Source organism: Thalassotalea sp. PLHSN55, from assembly GCF_052030545.1.
GTDB lineage: Bacteria > Pseudomonadota > Gammaproteobacteria > Enterobacterales > Alteromonadaceae > CANMXU01.
In genome coordinates this window covers 12,832-27,663 of sequence record NZ_JBPDIH010000012.1, presented here as the reverse complement: position 1 = coordinate 27,663, position 14,832 = coordinate 12,832, and the positions used below count along the sequence as shown (strand labels likewise).

Below are 14,832 nucleotides of genomic sequence, written 5' to 3'. Positions count from 1 at the left end.
AGATTTGAACTGACGACCTTCGGGTTATGAGCCCGACGAGCTACCAGGCTGCTCCATCCCGCGTCCGAATGACCTACGTTAAGTAGGAAAGCCAAGCTGTTTTAATTCAAACTTAAGAATCCAATATTATTTAAACTCTTTATTGAGAAAGAGTTGGTTGCGGGAGCCACTTATTTTGTAAAGAGTGAACTGACGACCTCAGGTCGTTTTCCCAAACCTACTATTTATTTAACCTCTAATAGCGAAAGAGAATTGGTTGCGGGAGCCAGATTTGAACTGACGACCTTCGGGTTATGAGCCCGACGAGCTACCAGGCTGCTCCATCCCGCGTCCGAATGACCTACGTTGAGTAGGAAAGCCAAGCTGTTTTAATTCAAGCTTAAGAACTATTTCCAGTTTAACAAGAGTAAAAACTTCGTTGCCCTGAAAACGAGGCGTATCATAAGGATACCCATCGAAGAATGCAAACGGTTTTTGATAAAAAATCACTGTTGGTACAATTTGTGCCCGATGTGCTTCAAAATTCTACTGACGAGTCACTTTTTGCAGCAATTTAGTGGTAAGTATAGCTATTGAAACGATGAAGTGACTTTAATTACATGAAATCAGTATAAGTCGCATCGCTCTTTGTTTATAATCGCGGCCATGAATTTGTCTGGAAAGTCTTTATGTTTCAATTTTTAGCGTTAACCTCTCAAGGTGTCGAAGTTTTATTAGCCGAAGAACTCAAATCTTTAGGGGCTGAAGAAGTCGTGCAAAAGCCGGAAGGCGTTTATTTTTCTTGTTCACTTGAACAGGCCTACCATGTTTGTTTATGGACACGATTAGCCACGCGAGTATTACTTAAGCTCACTGAGGGCAGTGCTAAAAATAAAGACGAGTTATTAGCAGCCGCCGCAGAAGTGTCTTGGAGTGAGGTATTTTCGCCACAGCAGAGCTTTGTGGTCGACTTTGTGGGTAAAAGTGAAGAAATTCGAAATACCCAATTTGGCGGCCTAACTGTGAAAGATGCGATTGTTGATCATTTCCGTGATTTAGGTATCGATCGCCCATCAGTTGATAAGCTTAATCCAGACATTGGATTTCAAGCACGTTTATTAAAAGACAGTGTCGCAATTTATCTCGAGTTTTCTGGCCGCGGTTTATTTCAACGTGGTTACCGCCGCGACTCTGGTGCTGCACCTCTAAAAGAAAACTTAGCTGCAGCGCTTGTATTACGCTCTGGTTGGCTAGCTGATACCTCAAAACCTTTATTAGATCCTATGTGTGGTTCAGGTACCTTGTTAATTGAAGCGGTATCAATGGCTGCCAAACAAGCGCCGGGCATTGAACGTGAACGTTGGGGCTTTGAAAATTGGTTAGGGCATGCAAAAGACACTTGGCAAGAACAATTACACCAAGCCATGGACTCATCAAGCGAAAACCTTGCGGCGCTTAATATTAAAGTATTCGGTAATGATATGGACAATCGCGTTATTCGCACGGCTGAGCAAAATGCGCGAAATGCCGGTTTAGCACGCTTTATCGATTTTAATTGTAAAGATGCCAATAAACTGGTGAACAGCTTTCCTGCACCAGGTACCATTTTATTTAACCCTCCGTATGGTGAGCGTATTGGTGAATTACCTGAGTTGGTTGAAACCTTTGTTTCGCTTGGTCAGTTATTTAAAAGCCGCTTTGCCGATTGGCGCGTGGCGATATTAACTGCGAATGTTGAATTATTGTCGATGTTAAAGCTCGCAAGCTTTAAACGTTATAAATTTAAAAATGGTCCGTTAGATTGTCAGTTTGCCCTTTATAATATCGATGAAAAACAAACCGCAAAAGATGCGTTAAACCCAAGTGCGTTGTTTGAACAAAAAGACTCGGCTTTTGCTAATCGTCTTAAAAAAAATTTAAAGAATTTAAAAAGCTGGATCAAAAAAGAGCAAATAAGTTGCTACCGCGCATACGATGCCGACATTCCAGAATACAATGTTGCTATTGATGTTTATAACGACGCCATTGTTATTCAAGAATATGCCGCGCCAGCAACTATTGAAGCGGAAAAAACCGCAAAGCGTTTGCAAGAAGTGATTTACTGGGCACCTAAGGTACTCAATGTGCCAACCGATAAAGTATCGCTTAAAACTCGCGCTAAACAAAAGGGCGCTAATCAATATCAAAAGGCAAGTCACGGCAAGCCTGAAATGATCGTGCAAGAGTACGGCGCAAAAATTAAAGTAAACCTTTGGGACTACTTAGACACAGGTTTATTTTTAGATCACCGTAAAACCCGTCAAATTGTCGCGCAAAAAGCGAAAAACAAATCGCTGTTAAATTTGTTTGCCTATACAGGCTCGGTTTCACTGCAAGCGGCTTTACATGGCGCAGCAAGTATTACTACGGTTGATATGTCGAATACCTATTTAAATTGGGCGCAAGATAACTTTGCCTTAAATAATTTAAATGGTCATAAATATCAATTTGTGCAGGCTGACTGCTTACAGTGGTTAAAAGGCAATACCCAAACCTTTGATGTGGTATTTATCGACCCACCAACGTTTTCAAATTCAAAGCGTATGGGAGAGAGTTTTGACGTGCAACGAGATCATGTTGCGCTGATTACCGACGCATTAAAATCGCTAGCAGAAGGTGGCGAAATTATTTTCACCAATAACAAGCGTAATTTCAAAATGGACTTTGACGCGATGGAAAGCTTAGGTTTACACGCCAAAGCGATGAGCGAACAAACCCGCGATAAAGATTTTTTACGTAATAAGCATATTCACAACAGTTGGTCGATCACCCGGTCGAAAAAAGCAGACTAATGAATCAGTTTAATTTATATGGCAGTGAAGGCTGCCATTTGTGTGAACAAGCCCTAGAGATTTGTTTATCAGTATTACCAGCAGCGCAATTAACGCAAATTGATATTGTTGAACAAGAAACGGTCAGTCACGAAACACAAACCTTGGTTCAATTGTACGGCGTTCATATTCCCGTGCTTGAAAAGCTTGAGCAAGACAGCAGCCAAAACAGCAAATTGTTTTGGCCATTTAACCAAAGCCAGCTTGAACAATTTGCCAAGGGCAATAACTAAAAAAGAAGAATTATGGAATTATTAAGAATAGCCAATGGCGAACTAGCCTTTGGTGAAGATAAAATTTTAGACAAGGCCGAGTTAAGCGTACAAACCGGTGAGCGTATCTGTTTAGTTGGTCGAAATGGCGCTGGTAAGTCAACGTTAATGAAAATTCTCATGGGTTTGCAAAACTTAGACGATGGTCAAATTTTAAAATCTAGCACCATGAACTTGGCGATGTTAGAGCAAGATCCGCCAGAGTCTTCAGATACCAAAGTGTTTGATTATGTTGCCGAAGGCGTTAAAGAAAATGCCGAGCTTATTCGCCGCTACCACAGTTTAATTGCGTTAATTTCAGAAGATCCAAGCGACGCTAACCTCAACAAATTATCGCGTGTGCAAGAAGAGCTTGAGCAAGCGAATGCATGGCAAGACGAACAGCGCATTGAACATGCAATGAGTACATTATCGCTTGACCCTGAAGCGAAAATTAGTGATCTCTCTGGTGGTTGGCTAAGAAAAGTCGCTTTGGCAAAAGCACTGGTGACGAATCCTGATATCTTATTGTTGGATGAACCTACCAACCACTTAGATATTGAAAGTGTATTGTGGCTTGAGCAATTTTTAAAAGACTTTGCCGGCACGATTATCTTTATCAGCCATGACAGGGCGTTTATTCGTGGCCTTTCGACCCGAATTTTAGACTTAGATCGCGGTCAGTTAAAAAGCTACCCAGGTGATTACGACTTATATATCGAGCAAAAACAGCACGATTTACAAGTAGAAGAGCAGCAAAACGCATTGTTTGATAAACGCTTAGCTGAAGAAGAAGTATGGATACGCCAAGGTATTAAAGCTCGTCGTACCCGTAATGAAGGTCGAGTGCGCGCACTCGAAAAATTGCGTTTAGAGCGCAAAGCCAGACGCGAAGTGCGTAACCAAAGCACCATGAAAATTAGTCAAGGTGATCGTTCAGGTAAACTAGTCTTTGAAGCCGAAGGGGTTAATGTTACTTTTGGCGATAAAGCAGTGATTAAAAATTTAAATTTATTAATCTCTCGCAACGATCGCTTGGCATTAATTGGCGCAAACGGCACCGGTAAATCAACGCTAATTAAATTAATCATGGAAAAGCTTAGCGCGACTAGCGGCAAAATGCGCTCAGGGGTTAATTTAGATATCGCCTATTTTGATCAGCATCGCGAAGCGCTTGATTTAAATAAAACCGTGCAAGAAATTGTTGGTGAAGGTAAGCAAGAAGTTACCGTTAATGGCAAAACCCGCCATGTATTAGGTTATTTACAAGACTTCTTATTTAGCCCTAAACGCGCACGTACACCGGTTAGAGCATTATCAGGTGGTGAAAAGAACCGTTTATTATTAGCGCGTTTATTTTTACGCCCAAGTAACTTACTGATTCTCGATGAGCCAACCAATGATTTGGATATCGAAACCTTAGAGCTTTTAGAAGAAGTCGTTGCAAATTACGCAGGAACGGTTATTTTAGTAAGCCATGATCGCGACTTTGTTAATAACTGTGTAAATTCATGCCTTTATTTTGATGGCACAGGTTATATTAATCAAATCGTTGGCGGATACGATGACGTTGATAGTTACCTTGCATTAAAAGAAGAGCAACGTAAAAATTTAGCAGAAAATGCCAAAAAGCAAAATGATGTGCAAAACAAAGCTAAATCGAGTAACCAAACAGCGACAAACACAACGAAGAAAAAATTAAGTTACAAAGAAACACGCGAGCTTGAAACCTTACCTGATCAAATTGATCAGTTAGAGAATGAGCTAGAGCAACTACAAAGTGAAGTAAATTCAGCTGAGTTTTTTAATAAAGACAGCGAATATACCAATAAAATATTGAACCAGCTGGCAGAAACAGAGTCAAAACTCGACATTGCTTTCACCAGATGGCAAGAATTAGATGAAAAATAAAAGTTAGAGCGAACCTATTAAATGAATAAATTTTTGAAATCTCTATTAGCGGTTAGCATTTCTACCGCCGTTGCATCGGCGTCAGCAGCTGTTTATGAAGTAATTGAAATTGAAGATAATCAAGACACGACCAAATATACATACGGACAAAAGTTTAATAACTTAGACCAAGTTGGGGTTTCTGGTACCGAAATATTCGACTTCCCAGTGCAATACAGCTATTTAACTGAAGATGATTTCGACGCCATTGTTATATCGTCTTATCAATACTACAACTCAGTTAATGGTATTACCTACATTGATGAAGATGCAGAAGATGATTTAAGAGCAGGGGATCCTGACGGTAATTCACTTTATTGGGTTAATCGCTACTTAGAAAGTAATAGCGCTTCACACTTCTATCAAAAAATTGGTCAAGCTATCGTAATGGCAGATTTTGCCGACGGTAATGGTGTTCAGCAAATCAATATTTTTGATGAAACATTCAGAGATGCAGGTAACCCAAACATTGTTGATAATACTGACGTAATGACGAAGTCTACAACAGAGTATATTAATGGTATTACGCAAAATGGTTGGTTGTACGGTAATGCGTCGGCACCATTTTTAAACTACTATTTTGAACCTACCGCAATCGATGAAGAAACAGAGGCGAATGACCCGTATAATTATTTTATTCGCGACTTCACCACGCGCGGCTTTTTCTCACCAGATAATGGCGCAACCATTATTGAAGTGATCCCACCTACAGAGCAAACCGATAACTCAGAGCGCCATTATGGTGGTGAGTCTGCCGTATTGGGTATGAGTAACGACAATACTTTCGCTGTGGGTTACGCCAGTACATCGATGGACGAAGATAAAGTTGCCTTTATTGAGCGTAGTGAAGACGATCCTGATGTTGATGGTGACGAAAGCGGCTGTCAATTTCCTGAAACCTTAGCACAAGCGCCGTTAGAATTATGTATTGCTGACACTGTGCGTACTGATTTTTACAATCTTAATGGTGCAAAGTGGACGATTGACGCTGAGTATAATATTACTTTTGAACAGCTAGGTTTGTTGGTGACACCACATGAAGATGATGAACGTGTTTATACCAGTGTTGCACAAGCGATTAACAGTAACGGTATTGCCGTTGGTTACTCAGATGGTTGGGTTGACGAGGCAGAAACAGCGCCAGCGGCTAACGAGCAACGCGCACAATACGCGGTAGTATTTAGAGACGGTGAAGTCTTATCTGTTACCGAAGATCATGGCTTGTATTTTAACTCGCGTGCATACGACATTAACGATAATAACTTTGCTGTTGGTGAAGCTTATACGTATGTTAATGGTTCTCTTCGCACGAAAGCCTATTATGTTGACGTCAATGAAGAAGTGCCGCGTATGGTTGTTCCAGACGCTTATTTCTCTGGTGCATCAAGTACAGCACGTGCTATTAACAATAATGGTAAATTTGTTGGTGAAGGTGAAGTTGAAACACATAACGACAGCTCAAGCAATCCACGTCGCCGTGAAGCTTATGTGTATGATATCTTTGAAACTGACGAAGATAAGCAATTACAAAACTTAAATGACTTAATCCGAACCTGTGAAGGTGGTGAAAATACTCAGCAATATTCTATCGTTGAAGCGCGTGATATTAACGATAATGATGTCATTGCAGCAACGGCACTTGTTAGTGTTGACCGTTTAGATGAAAAAGGCGAACCGGTTCTTGATGAAAACGGCACACCAGAGCAAGAAGATGTTGTTCGAGCAGTATTATTAAAACCTATTAGTGGTGAAGTCGAAGAATGTCCAGATCCGGATGAGCTAGTTGAGCGTCAAGGCGCTAGCTTTGGGTTATTTTCATTCTTTGCTTTATTTGGTTTAGCATTAGGCCGAAGCTGGTTTAAAAAGTAACAGCCTCATATTTATAAATAGAGTTAAAAATGTATTTAAAGCGCCTATAAGGCGCTTTTTTTATGCCACAGAAAATTTAAATTTCGTCAGCATTCAATTGGTTAAATTTTAGCGAGTTCCACTCTCTTGCATTACTTGTGTTATTTAACTATTTGTTAAAGCTGTTCATGTGAAAACGTGAGCATCGCTAATACATAATGGAGAGTGAGTTTATGATGAAAAGGCAAAAACGTGACCGTCAAGATAGAGCTTATGCCAGAGGTTATCAAGCAGGAGCGTCAGGACGCTCGAAAGATCTATGTCCTTATCAAAATTTAGAAGTAAAGTCAGAGTGGTTAGGTGGCTGGCGCGAAGCAATCGCCGATAAACAGCAGGGGTTAATTCGGTAGGGCTAACAATAAATAATTCAATAGCCAATAAAAAAGCCTGAGACAACTCAGGCTTTTTTATACAAGGTGACCAATTACCTTAGAATGCTGACGTATCAGTAAATAAACCTACTTTTAAATCTTTAGCGGTATAAATTACACGACCATCAACAGACACAGTACCATCTGCTAAGCCCATGAATAATTTACGCTTGATAACGCGTTTCATGGTAATGTTAAAAGTAACTTTTTTCGCTGTTGGTAAAATTTGACCCGTGAATTTAACTTCACCTACACCTAATGCACGACCTTTACCTGGACCGCCTGACCAACCTAAGAAAAAGCCGACAAGTTGCCACATTGCATCTAAACCAAGACAACCAGGCATTACAGGGTCGCCTTTAAAGTGACAATCGAAAAACCATAAGTCTGGGTTGATGTCTAATTCAGCAATAATTTCGCCTTTGCCGTGTTCGCCACCAGTTTCTGTGATGCTGGTAATGCGATCCATCATTAACATGTTGTCTGAAGGTAATTGGCTATTGCCTTCACCAAACATTTCACCGGTACCGGCTTTAACTAAATCTTCTTTTGTAAATGAACTTTGTTGTTCCATGATTATGGTTCCAAGATAAAACTAATATTCTAATGTGAAATTACAGGTCGCTACTTTAGCGAACACTTGTACACTAAACAACTCCGAACAGTTATTTAGTACAAAATATTGCATTTAATTCGGTTATGCGTAACCATATATCGCCATTTTTATTAAAAAGTAGACACTTATGAGCGAAAAAAAGAAAGCTTTTACTAACGCTGAAAAACAAAAGCGTTACCGAGAACGTCAAAAAGAGCATGGTAAAAAAGAAATGCGTGGCTACTTATCGCCCGAAGCTCGGGAGTGTTATAAGCTAATTTCTGAACAAACCAATTGGTCTGACAGTATTATTTTAAGTAATGCTGTTAGATTAACGTATGCTGCTTATAAAAATGGCCAAATTGGCTTATTAAACAGTTGGCTAAATAAACATGATTTATAAGCAATCACATTGAATAATATTTCATCTTTAGGTCAAAATTAATAATTAAAAAGCGTGATAAGTCGTTTTAGTTAGCTTTTAAATACGCTATATTCTTACCTATAAAGAAATTCTTTGTAACGCAGTTAGTTATTGAATAAAGGAAAAGCATCTTTTGATTAATGTTTTGTTAGTTGATGATCATGAATTGGTTCGTACGGGTATACGAAAAATTCTTGACGAAGTGAAAGGACTAAAAGTTATTGGCGAAGCTGAAACCGGTGAAGAAGCCGTGCAGTTCTGTCGTAAAACTGAGCCTGACGTTGTATTAATGGACATGAATATGCCAGGCATTGGTGGCTTAGAAGCCACCAAAAAGATTATTCGTTACTCGCCGGATATCAAAGTTATTGTTCTTACCGTATATACAGAAGATCCGATCCCAACTAAAGTCATGCAAATTGGTGCCTCAGGCTATTTAACTAAAGGCGCTGGCCCTAATGAAATGGTTAACGCTATTCGTGCTGTAAATAGTGGTCAACGTTATATTACCCCTGACGTTGCCCAGCAAATGGCGTTAAGCCAGTTTAAAACCAGTGAAGAAAACCCATTTGCCAGTTTATCTGAACGTGAACTGCAAATTATGCTGATGATCACGCGTGGTGAGAAAGTCCCTGATATTTCAAAACAATTAATATTAAGTACTAAAACCATTAACAGTTATCGTTATCGCATGTTTGAAAAGCTGCAAGTAAGTAATGATGTAGAACTAACGCACTTAGCCATTCGCCACGGCATGTTAAGCACTGAAAAGTTATAACCTCTTTTGACCGACAACCAAATCACCTTTGATTATAAAGCCTTTTTAAAAGTTGTTTCTGAACAGCCGGGCGTATATCGCATGTATAACAGCGAACAAGTTGTTATTTATGTAGGTAAAGCCAAGCAATTAAAAAAACGCTTGGCCAGTTATTTTCGAAAAGATGTCGGTAGTAATAAAACCCGAGCATTGGTTAAACAGATTTCTGCGATTGATGTCACCGTTACGCATACTGAAGGTGAAGCATTAATTCTTGAAAACAATTACATCAAAAAATACCAACCTAAATACAATATTCTCTTAAGAGACGACAAGTCTTACCCTTATTTATTGCTGACTGCCCATAAACATCCAAAATTAGGGCTGCACCGTGGCGGAAAAAAAATAAAAGGCGACTACTTTGGTCCTTATCCGTCTGTTGGCGCAGTATGGGAAAGTTTGCGCTTAATGCAAAAACTGTTTCCGTTAAGGCAATGTGAAGACAGTTATTATCGCGCGAGAAGTCGTCCTTGTTTACAGCACCAATTAGGGCGATGCAGTGCGCCTTGTGTTGATAAAATCTCGGTCGACGATTATCAACAACAAGTGAATTTGGCGAAACTGTTTTTAAAGGGTAAAAACTCTCAAGTTATCGAAAACTTGGTCACCTCAATGGAGCAAGCCAGTTCAGCACTTAACTTTGAGCAAGCGGCCAAATTTAGAGATCAAATCGCCGTATTGCGAAAAGTTCAGCAGCAGCAATTTGTGAGTGGCGTTGCGGCAGAGCTCGATGTTATTGGTTTTCATCGTGAAAAATCACAAGTCTGTGTGCATTTGCTATTTGTCAGAGATCAAAAAATTCTTGGTAGTAAGAGCTTTTTCCCGTCAGTTCCAGCTAATACAGAAGATGCAGCCTTATTGGAGGCTTTTATTAGTCAGTATTATTTAGGCAGTGAAATTAATTTAGGCCGTATCCCTAAAGAGATTGTCGTTAGTGGTGAATTTGAACACCAAGGACAACTTAAAGCCTTGCTGAGCGAACAAGCTGAGCACGAAGTAAAGATCTCCACCAAGGTTAGGGCAGAGCGTGCACAATACATTAAACTTGCTACAACCAATGCACAAAATGCACTTGCCAGTAAAAATGCCCATAAAGAATCGATTAAAGCGCGCTTTTTAGCACTTAATGAAGTGTTTGAATTAGCCAATGGTATAGCGCGTATAGAATGTTTTGATATCAGTCATACCATGGGACAACAAACAGTCGCATCATGTGTGGTGTTTAATCAAGAAGGACCACTTAAAAGTGACTACAGACGCTATAATGTACACGGCATTACCCCTGGTGATGATTACGCCGCAATGGCATTTGCGTTGAATAAACGTTATAGCAAATCACAATCGGCTGAAAATATGCCAGATATCGTCTTTATTGATGGTGGTAAAGGACAGTTAGCCAAAGCTGAGCAATTTTTTGCAGAGTTATCTTTAGAAAAAACACCATTTCTTGTAGGTGTTGCTAAAGGTGAGTCGAGAAAGCCGGGTTTAGAAACCCTGATTATGGGTGGCAGCCATCAATTAATTTCACTACCTAGTACTTCACCCGCATTACACCTTGTTCAACATATACGAGACGAGTCTCATCGTTTTGCAATAACAGGGCACCGAGCTAAGCGTCAAAAAGCCAGTAAAAAATCGGTATTAGAAGATATTGCAGGTATTGGTGCTAAAAAACGCCAAGCGTTATTAAAGTACTTAGGCGGTTTGCAAGAAGTGCAAAATGCCGATAAACAAACCCTTGAGAAAGTCCCTGGAATTAGCCAAGCGTTAGCAGCAAAAATATATGATGCATTACATGACAATTAAACGCTAAACTGTGTAGAATGCGTTAAAAGCTTGCATCTTGGTAGTATATTTAGCGTTATGTGGACAATCCCAAATCAAATCACCTTATTTCGAATTATTTTAATTCCCGTTTTTCTTACTGTTTTCTATTTACCTGTATCTTGGAACCATTTTGGTGCCTTCTGTATTTTTTGGCTGGCATCGGTAAGTGACGCACTCGACGGTTATTTAGCACGAAAACTTAATCAGTCATCAGCCTTTGGCGCATTCATTGACCCCGTTGCTGATAAATTGATGGTGGTATGTGCTTTAGTTATGATCATTGAAGATTACAATGCATGGTATATCACGATTCCTGCAGCTCTGATGATCTCTCGTGAAATTTTTATTAGCGCCTTACGAGAATTTATGTCGTCGCGTGGAAAAAGAGATGAAATTGCAGTGTCTACCATGGGCAAATATAAAACAGCAGCACAAATGTTGGCGATTATGGGACTCATTTGGCAGCCGGATTATGACATTCCATTAATTTATTTTAATTTTCCTTATGAAATTTTAATGTTTGCAGCATATAGCTTCTATGCAATTGCTACAATTTTAACCGTTTGGTCGATGTTAATTTATTTCAAAGCAACTTGGCCAGAGCTTAAAGCAAACAAATAGGGCGTTTTTCTAAACATTCTAGTTAAAAAAACATCATTTTAGCTGCTTTTTGAGCAGTCGAAATAAAATTGAAATTAAATGGTTGACTCATAATAATTTCAATGTAGAATGCGTTTCCAGTTGACAGGGAGTCAGCAGATGAAGCGGCTGTAGCTCAGTTGGTAGAGCATCACGTTGCCAACGTGAATGTCACGAGTTCGAGTCTCGTTAGCCGCTCCAATCATTTTTTTGGTTGTTGTTTAAATAATTAAAGAAATAAATTCTAAGGAATACTACCTAACTCGTAGTTGATGAAACGGCGGGTTGGCAGAGTGGCTATGCAGCGGATTGCAAATCCGTGGACCTCGGTTCGACTCCGGGACCCGCCTCCACTATGCCCGGGTGGTGGAATTGGTAGACACAAGGGATTTAAAATCCCTCGCTGGTAACAGCGTGCCGGTTCAAGTCCGGCCCCGGGTACCATTTCATCGTTACAGGTTGGGTTGTTAATACATAGTGGCATATGTATGGAAGTAAAAATTTAAAGTTTACTAGTAATAGTATAAATGAAGCGGCTGTAGCTCAGTTGGTAGAGCATCACGTTGCCAACGTGAATGTCACGAGTTCGAGTCTCGTTAGCCGCTCCAAACTTTAAAACCAGAAAGTCTTTGTTTTGTGACAAAACGAAGCATGTGAAGCGGCTGTAGCTCAGCTGGTAGAGCATCACGTTGCCAACGTGAATGTCACGAGTTCGAGTCTCGTTAGCCGCTCCAAATTCTAGTTGTATTACTCAATGTAGTGTTACAAAAGTAGGGAACCAATCTCTACTATAAAAAATATTGCCCTATGCCCGGGTGGTGGAATTGGTAGACACAAGGGATTTAAAATCCCTCGCTGGTAACAGCGTGCCGGTTCAAGTCCGGCCCCGGGTACCATTTTATGGTAAAGCAATAAGTTTCATCTCTATCTGCGGCTGTAGCTCAGTTGGTAGAGCATCACGTTGCCAACGTGAATGTCACGAGTTCGAGTCTCGTTAGCCGCTCCAAATTCTATTCGCAATGCTATTAACTAGCGATGCGTCAGTAGGGAACCAATCTCTACTATAAAAAATACTTACCCTAAGCCCGGGTGGTGGAATTGGTAGACACAAGGGATTTAAAATCCCTCGCTGGTAACAGCGTGCCGGTTCAAGTCCGGCCCCGGGTACCATTTCAAATTTAGCTTTCTTAGATTATAAAATATAACTTCACGTATTATCTCTCACTATTTCCTTTGTCCATTCAATTGTTCATTCTGTTTAGATTTACCGAAAGCTTTTTAATTTTCTTCTGCTACCTCAATAGTAATTTTTGTTTCCATTAAAAACTTACAATCATGTATTTAGTATCCTTATTTTTTTGTTGACAATATACAAATAACAATAGATATTGTTTGCGACTAATTTATAGTCACATATTGACCAAAAAACAATATGCAACTTCAAAGGAGCGGTTTAGATAGACAAACCGCATATAATTTAGGGTAAGCAATGAAAAAAAATATAATAACTGCAATATTAACAAGCTCTTTATTAGCACCACTAACAACATTTGCGGAAGATTGGGATAATATCCCAGTACCAGCAAATGCGGGTGCAGGTAATACATGGAAGTTACAAAGTAACTACTCTGATTCATTTAATTATCAAGGCAAACCAAGTGAGTTTACGAGCAAATGGAAAGATACGTATTTTCACGGTTGGACAGGACCTGGTTTAACTTATTGGGACCAAGGTGAGTCTTGGGTTGGTGACGGTAACCTAATTATTAGCGCCTCTAGACGTGCTGGGACTAATCAAGTCAACGCAGGTGTCATTACGTCAAAAACTAAAGTCAAGTACCCAATCTTCTTAGAAGCGAACATTAAGGTTAGCAATTTAGAGCTTTCTTCGAACTTCTGGTTGTTGAGTGAAAACGATGAACGAGAAATCGATGTTTTAGAAGTATATGGCGGTGCACGTGATGAATGGTTTGCAAAAAATCAATCAACAAACTTTCATGTCTTTGAACGTTACGCTGACAATACCATAAAAAGTGATTACAACGACCAAACACATAACACGCCGCCATGGGGAACATATTGGCGTGATGGTTTTCACCGCTTTGGTGTTTATTGGAAAAGCCCGACAGAAATAACGTTTTATATCGATGGTGTGCAAACTCCTGATGGTTCTTGGGCACAATCGATTATGAAAGACAAAGATTACACCGGTAAAATTTTAGATAAAAGCCAACATAATATGGATCAAGAGGCGTTTATTATCATCGATACTGAAGATCACTCTTGGCGATCTGAAGCCGGTATCATTGCCACCGACGCTGATTTAGCAGACAACAGCAAAAACAAAATGTATGTTGATTGGGTTCGTGTATACAAGCCTGTCGCAACAGGTGGTTCAGGTAATGTTCCTACTGGGTTTACCAACTTACAAATTAAACACAGCAATAAGTGTGTTGATTTAAAAGCGGGTTCAATGCTAAATGGTGGTACATATCAGCAATGGGGCTGTAACACGTCTAATGCTAACCAAGGCTTTAAATTTAATCACTTGGGCAATGGCGAATATTCAATTCAATCTGAAAAAAGCATGCTATGTGCAGAGCTCGCCAATGGAAGTGATGCAAATGGCGCTTTAGTTAATCAGTGGGTTTGTAACCATTCTAATAATAATCATAAATGGACTTTGAACGATACTGGTGACGGATATTTTGAAATTAAAAGTAAAGTTACGGGTAAATGTTTAGATATTGCCGGTAAGTCTACGGATAATGGCGCCAATATCGTGCAATGGAATTGCTATAACGGCAGCAACCAACGATTTAAGTTTCTTTAGCAACACCAACAAACGCTAGTCTTTAAGGCTAGCGTTTTTTATAACTCGATTATGGCCGGTGGTGTGACGAAGAGCATGTTAACGTGAAATAAGCTTAAAGATGAACGGTTCAATTTTAAGCTTTACAGTAACTACAGGGTTAGCTGTAGGTTAGTTAATAATATTACGTGATACCAATGTATAAAAAGTAAAATATCACGCATAAAAAAAGCTCTGTATAAACAGAGCTTTAATTTTTAAATATGGTCGGAGTGACAAGATTCGAACTTGTGACCTCACGTCCCCCAGACGCACGCGCTACCAAGCTGCGCTACACCCCGATATGCAAACAGTTCAAAAAAGGGGATAACTGTTTGCGTTGTGTATAT

11 protein-coding genes and 10 tRNA genes are annotated in these 14,832 nt (G+C 39.8%); 18 read left to right on the top strand and 3 right to left on the bottom strand.

What is annotated here, in order from left to right:
• Nucleotides 1-253 precede the first annotated feature (253 nt).
• Nucleotides 254-330: transfer RNA gene (locus ACRRSQ_RS18485), tRNA-Met, on the bottom strand.
• Nucleotides 331-668: 338 nt separating this feature from the next.
• On the opposite strand from ACRRSQ_RS18485, the gene rlmKL reads away from it, so the two are divergent.
• The 5 genes from rlmKL (at nt 669) to rmf (ending at nt 7,308) form a co-directional block, all read left to right on the top strand.
• Nucleotides 669-2,810, top strand: coding sequence for a bifunctional 23S rRNA (guanine(2069)-N(7))-methyltransferase RlmK/23S rRNA (guanine(2445)-N(2))-methyltransferase RlmL (gene rlmKL, locus ACRRSQ_RS18480; RefSeq protein WP_440877258.1), 2,142 nt, complete (start codon nt 669-671; stop codon nt 2,808-2,810).
• The gene (locus ACRRSQ_RS18475; RefSeq protein ID WP_440877257.1) at nt 2,810-3,082 is read left to right on the top strand and encodes a glutaredoxin family protein; all 273 of its coding nucleotides are present in this window, start codon (nt 2,810-2,812) and stop codon (nt 3,080-3,082) included. The genes rlmKL and ACRRSQ_RS18475 overlap by 1 nt, the downstream gene beginning before the upstream one ends.
• 12 nt (nt 3,083-3,094) lie before the next feature.
• On the top strand, nt 3,095-5,011 hold the full coding sequence (uup, locus tag ACRRSQ_RS18470; protein ID WP_440877256.1) for an ATP-binding cassette ATPase Uup: 1,917 nt from the start codon (nt 3,095-3,097) through the stop codon (nt 5,009-5,011).
• 21 nt (nt 5,012-5,032) lie between these two features.
• The gene (locus tag ACRRSQ_RS18465) at nt 5,033-6,919 is read left to right on the top strand and encodes a DUF3466 family protein (protein WP_440877255.1); all 1,887 of its coding nucleotides are present in this window, start codon (nt 5,033-5,035) and stop codon (nt 6,917-6,919) included.
• A gap of 215 nt (nt 6,920-7,134) precedes the next feature.
• Complete coding sequence (gene rmf / locus ACRRSQ_RS18460; RefSeq protein WP_440877324.1) at nt 7,135-7,308, top strand: ribosome modulation factor; 174 nt, start codon at nt 7,135-7,137, stop codon at nt 7,306-7,308.
• Nucleotides 7,309-7,387: 79 nt separating this feature from the next.
• Here the strand turns inward: rmf and fabA are convergent, their stop codons facing one another.
• Nucleotides 7,388-7,903 (bottom strand): bifunctional 3-hydroxydecanoyl-ACP dehydratase/trans-2-decenoyl-ACP isomerase, encoded by a 516-nt coding sequence (fabA, locus tag ACRRSQ_RS18455; protein WP_440877254.1) that lies wholly within the window; start codon nt 7,901-7,903, stop codon nt 7,388-7,390.
• A 169-nt stretch (nt 7,904-8,072) separates the two neighbouring features.
• Between fabA and ACRRSQ_RS18450 the strand changes: the two genes are divergently transcribed.
• From ACRRSQ_RS18450 to ACRRSQ_RS18390, 13 genes are all read left to right on the top strand, one after another.
• Nucleotides 8,073-8,327: a hypothetical protein gene (locus ACRRSQ_RS18450; RefSeq protein WP_440877253.1), complete on the top strand. Its 255-nt coding sequence runs from the start codon at nt 8,073-8,075 to the stop codon at nt 8,325-8,327.
• A 154-nt stretch (nt 8,328-8,481) separates the two neighbouring features.
• Complete coding sequence (gene uvrY / locus ACRRSQ_RS18445; RefSeq protein ID WP_440877252.1) at nt 8,482-9,126, top strand: UvrY/SirA/GacA family response regulator transcription factor; 645 nt, start codon at nt 8,482-8,484, stop codon at nt 9,124-9,126.
• A gap of 6 nt (nt 9,127-9,132) precedes the next feature.
• On the top strand, nt 9,133-10,971 hold the full coding sequence (gene uvrC / locus ACRRSQ_RS18440; protein WP_440877251.1) for an excinuclease ABC subunit UvrC: 1,839 nt from the start codon (nt 9,133-9,135) through the stop codon (nt 10,969-10,971).
• Between the two features lie 57 nt (nt 10,972-11,028).
• Nucleotides 11,029-11,613 carry a CDP-diacylglycerol--glycerol-3-phosphate 3-phosphatidyltransferase gene (gene pgsA, locus ACRRSQ_RS18435; protein WP_440877250.1) on the top strand — a complete coding sequence of 195 codons (585 nt, stop codon included), beginning with the start codon at nt 11,029-11,031 and terminating at the stop codon, nt 11,611-11,613.
• Nucleotides 11,614-11,756: 143 nt separating this feature from the next.
• Nucleotides 11,757-11,832: transfer RNA gene (locus tag ACRRSQ_RS18430), tRNA-Gly, on the top strand.
• A gap of 78 nt (nt 11,833-11,910) precedes the next feature.
• Nucleotides 11,911-11,984, top strand: a tRNA-Cys gene (locus ACRRSQ_RS18425).
• A gap of 4 nt (nt 11,985-11,988) precedes the next feature.
• A tRNA-Leu gene (locus tag ACRRSQ_RS18420) sits at nt 11,989-12,075 on the top strand.
• 88 nt (nt 12,076-12,163) lie between these two features.
• Nucleotides 12,164-12,239: transfer RNA gene (locus tag ACRRSQ_RS18415), tRNA-Gly, on the top strand.
• A gap of 50 nt (nt 12,240-12,289) precedes the next feature.
• Nucleotides 12,290-12,365 (top strand) — tRNA-Gly (locus ACRRSQ_RS18410).
• 75 nt (nt 12,366-12,440) lie between these two features.
• A tRNA-Leu gene (locus ACRRSQ_RS18405) sits at nt 12,441-12,527 on the top strand.
• A gap of 34 nt (nt 12,528-12,561) precedes the next feature.
• Nucleotides 12,562-12,637: transfer RNA gene (locus ACRRSQ_RS18400), tRNA-Gly, on the top strand.
• Nucleotides 12,638-12,714: 77 nt separating this feature from the next.
• Nucleotides 12,715-12,801: transfer RNA gene (locus ACRRSQ_RS18395), tRNA-Leu, on the top strand.
• A gap of 319 nt (nt 12,802-13,120) precedes the next feature.
• The gene (locus ACRRSQ_RS18390; RefSeq protein ID WP_440877249.1) at nt 13,121-14,464 is read left to right on the top strand and encodes an RICIN domain-containing protein; all 1,344 of its coding nucleotides are present in this window, start codon (nt 13,121-13,123) and stop codon (nt 14,462-14,464) included.
• A 243-nt stretch (nt 14,465-14,707) separates the two neighbouring features.
• Here ACRRSQ_RS18390 and ACRRSQ_RS18385 read toward each other — a convergent pair.
• A tRNA-Pro gene (locus ACRRSQ_RS18385) sits at nt 14,708-14,784 on the bottom strand.
• Nucleotides 14,785-14,832 lie beyond the last annotated feature (48 nt).

Bases quoted from the DNA above. Each gene is read 5' to 3' on its own strand.
- ACRRSQ_RS18465 (WP_440877255.1), top strand. From the start codon at position 5,033: ATGAATAAATTTTTGAAATCTCTATTAGCGGTTAGCATTTCTACCGCC.
- ACRRSQ_RS18390 (WP_440877249.1), top strand. From the start codon at position 13,121: ATGAAAAAAAATATAATAACTGCAATATTAACAAGCTCTTTATTAGCA.
- fabA (WP_440877254.1), bottom strand. From the start codon at position 7,903: ATGGAACAACAAAGTTCATTTACAAAAGAAGATTTAGTTAAAGCCGGT.
- pgsA (WP_440877250.1), top strand. From the start codon at position 11,029: ATGTGGACAATCCCAAATCAAATCACCTTATTTCGAATTATTTTAATT.
- rlmKL (WP_440877258.1), top strand. From the start codon at position 669: ATGTTTCAATTTTTAGCGTTAACCTCTCAAGGTGTCGAAGTTTTATTA.
- uup (WP_440877256.1), top strand. From the start codon at position 3,095: ATGGAATTATTAAGAATAGCCAATGGCGAACTAGCCTTTGGTGAAGAT.
- rmf (WP_440877324.1), top strand. From the start codon at position 7,135: ATGAAAAGGCAAAAACGTGACCGTCAAGATAGAGCTTATGCCAGAGGT.
- ACRRSQ_RS18475 (WP_440877257.1), top strand. From the start codon at position 2,810: ATGAATCAGTTTAATTTATATGGCAGTGAAGGCTGCCATTTGTGTGAA.
- ACRRSQ_RS18450 (WP_440877253.1), top strand. From the start codon at position 8,073: ATGAGCGAAAAAAAGAAAGCTTTTACTAACGCTGAAAAACAAAAGCGT.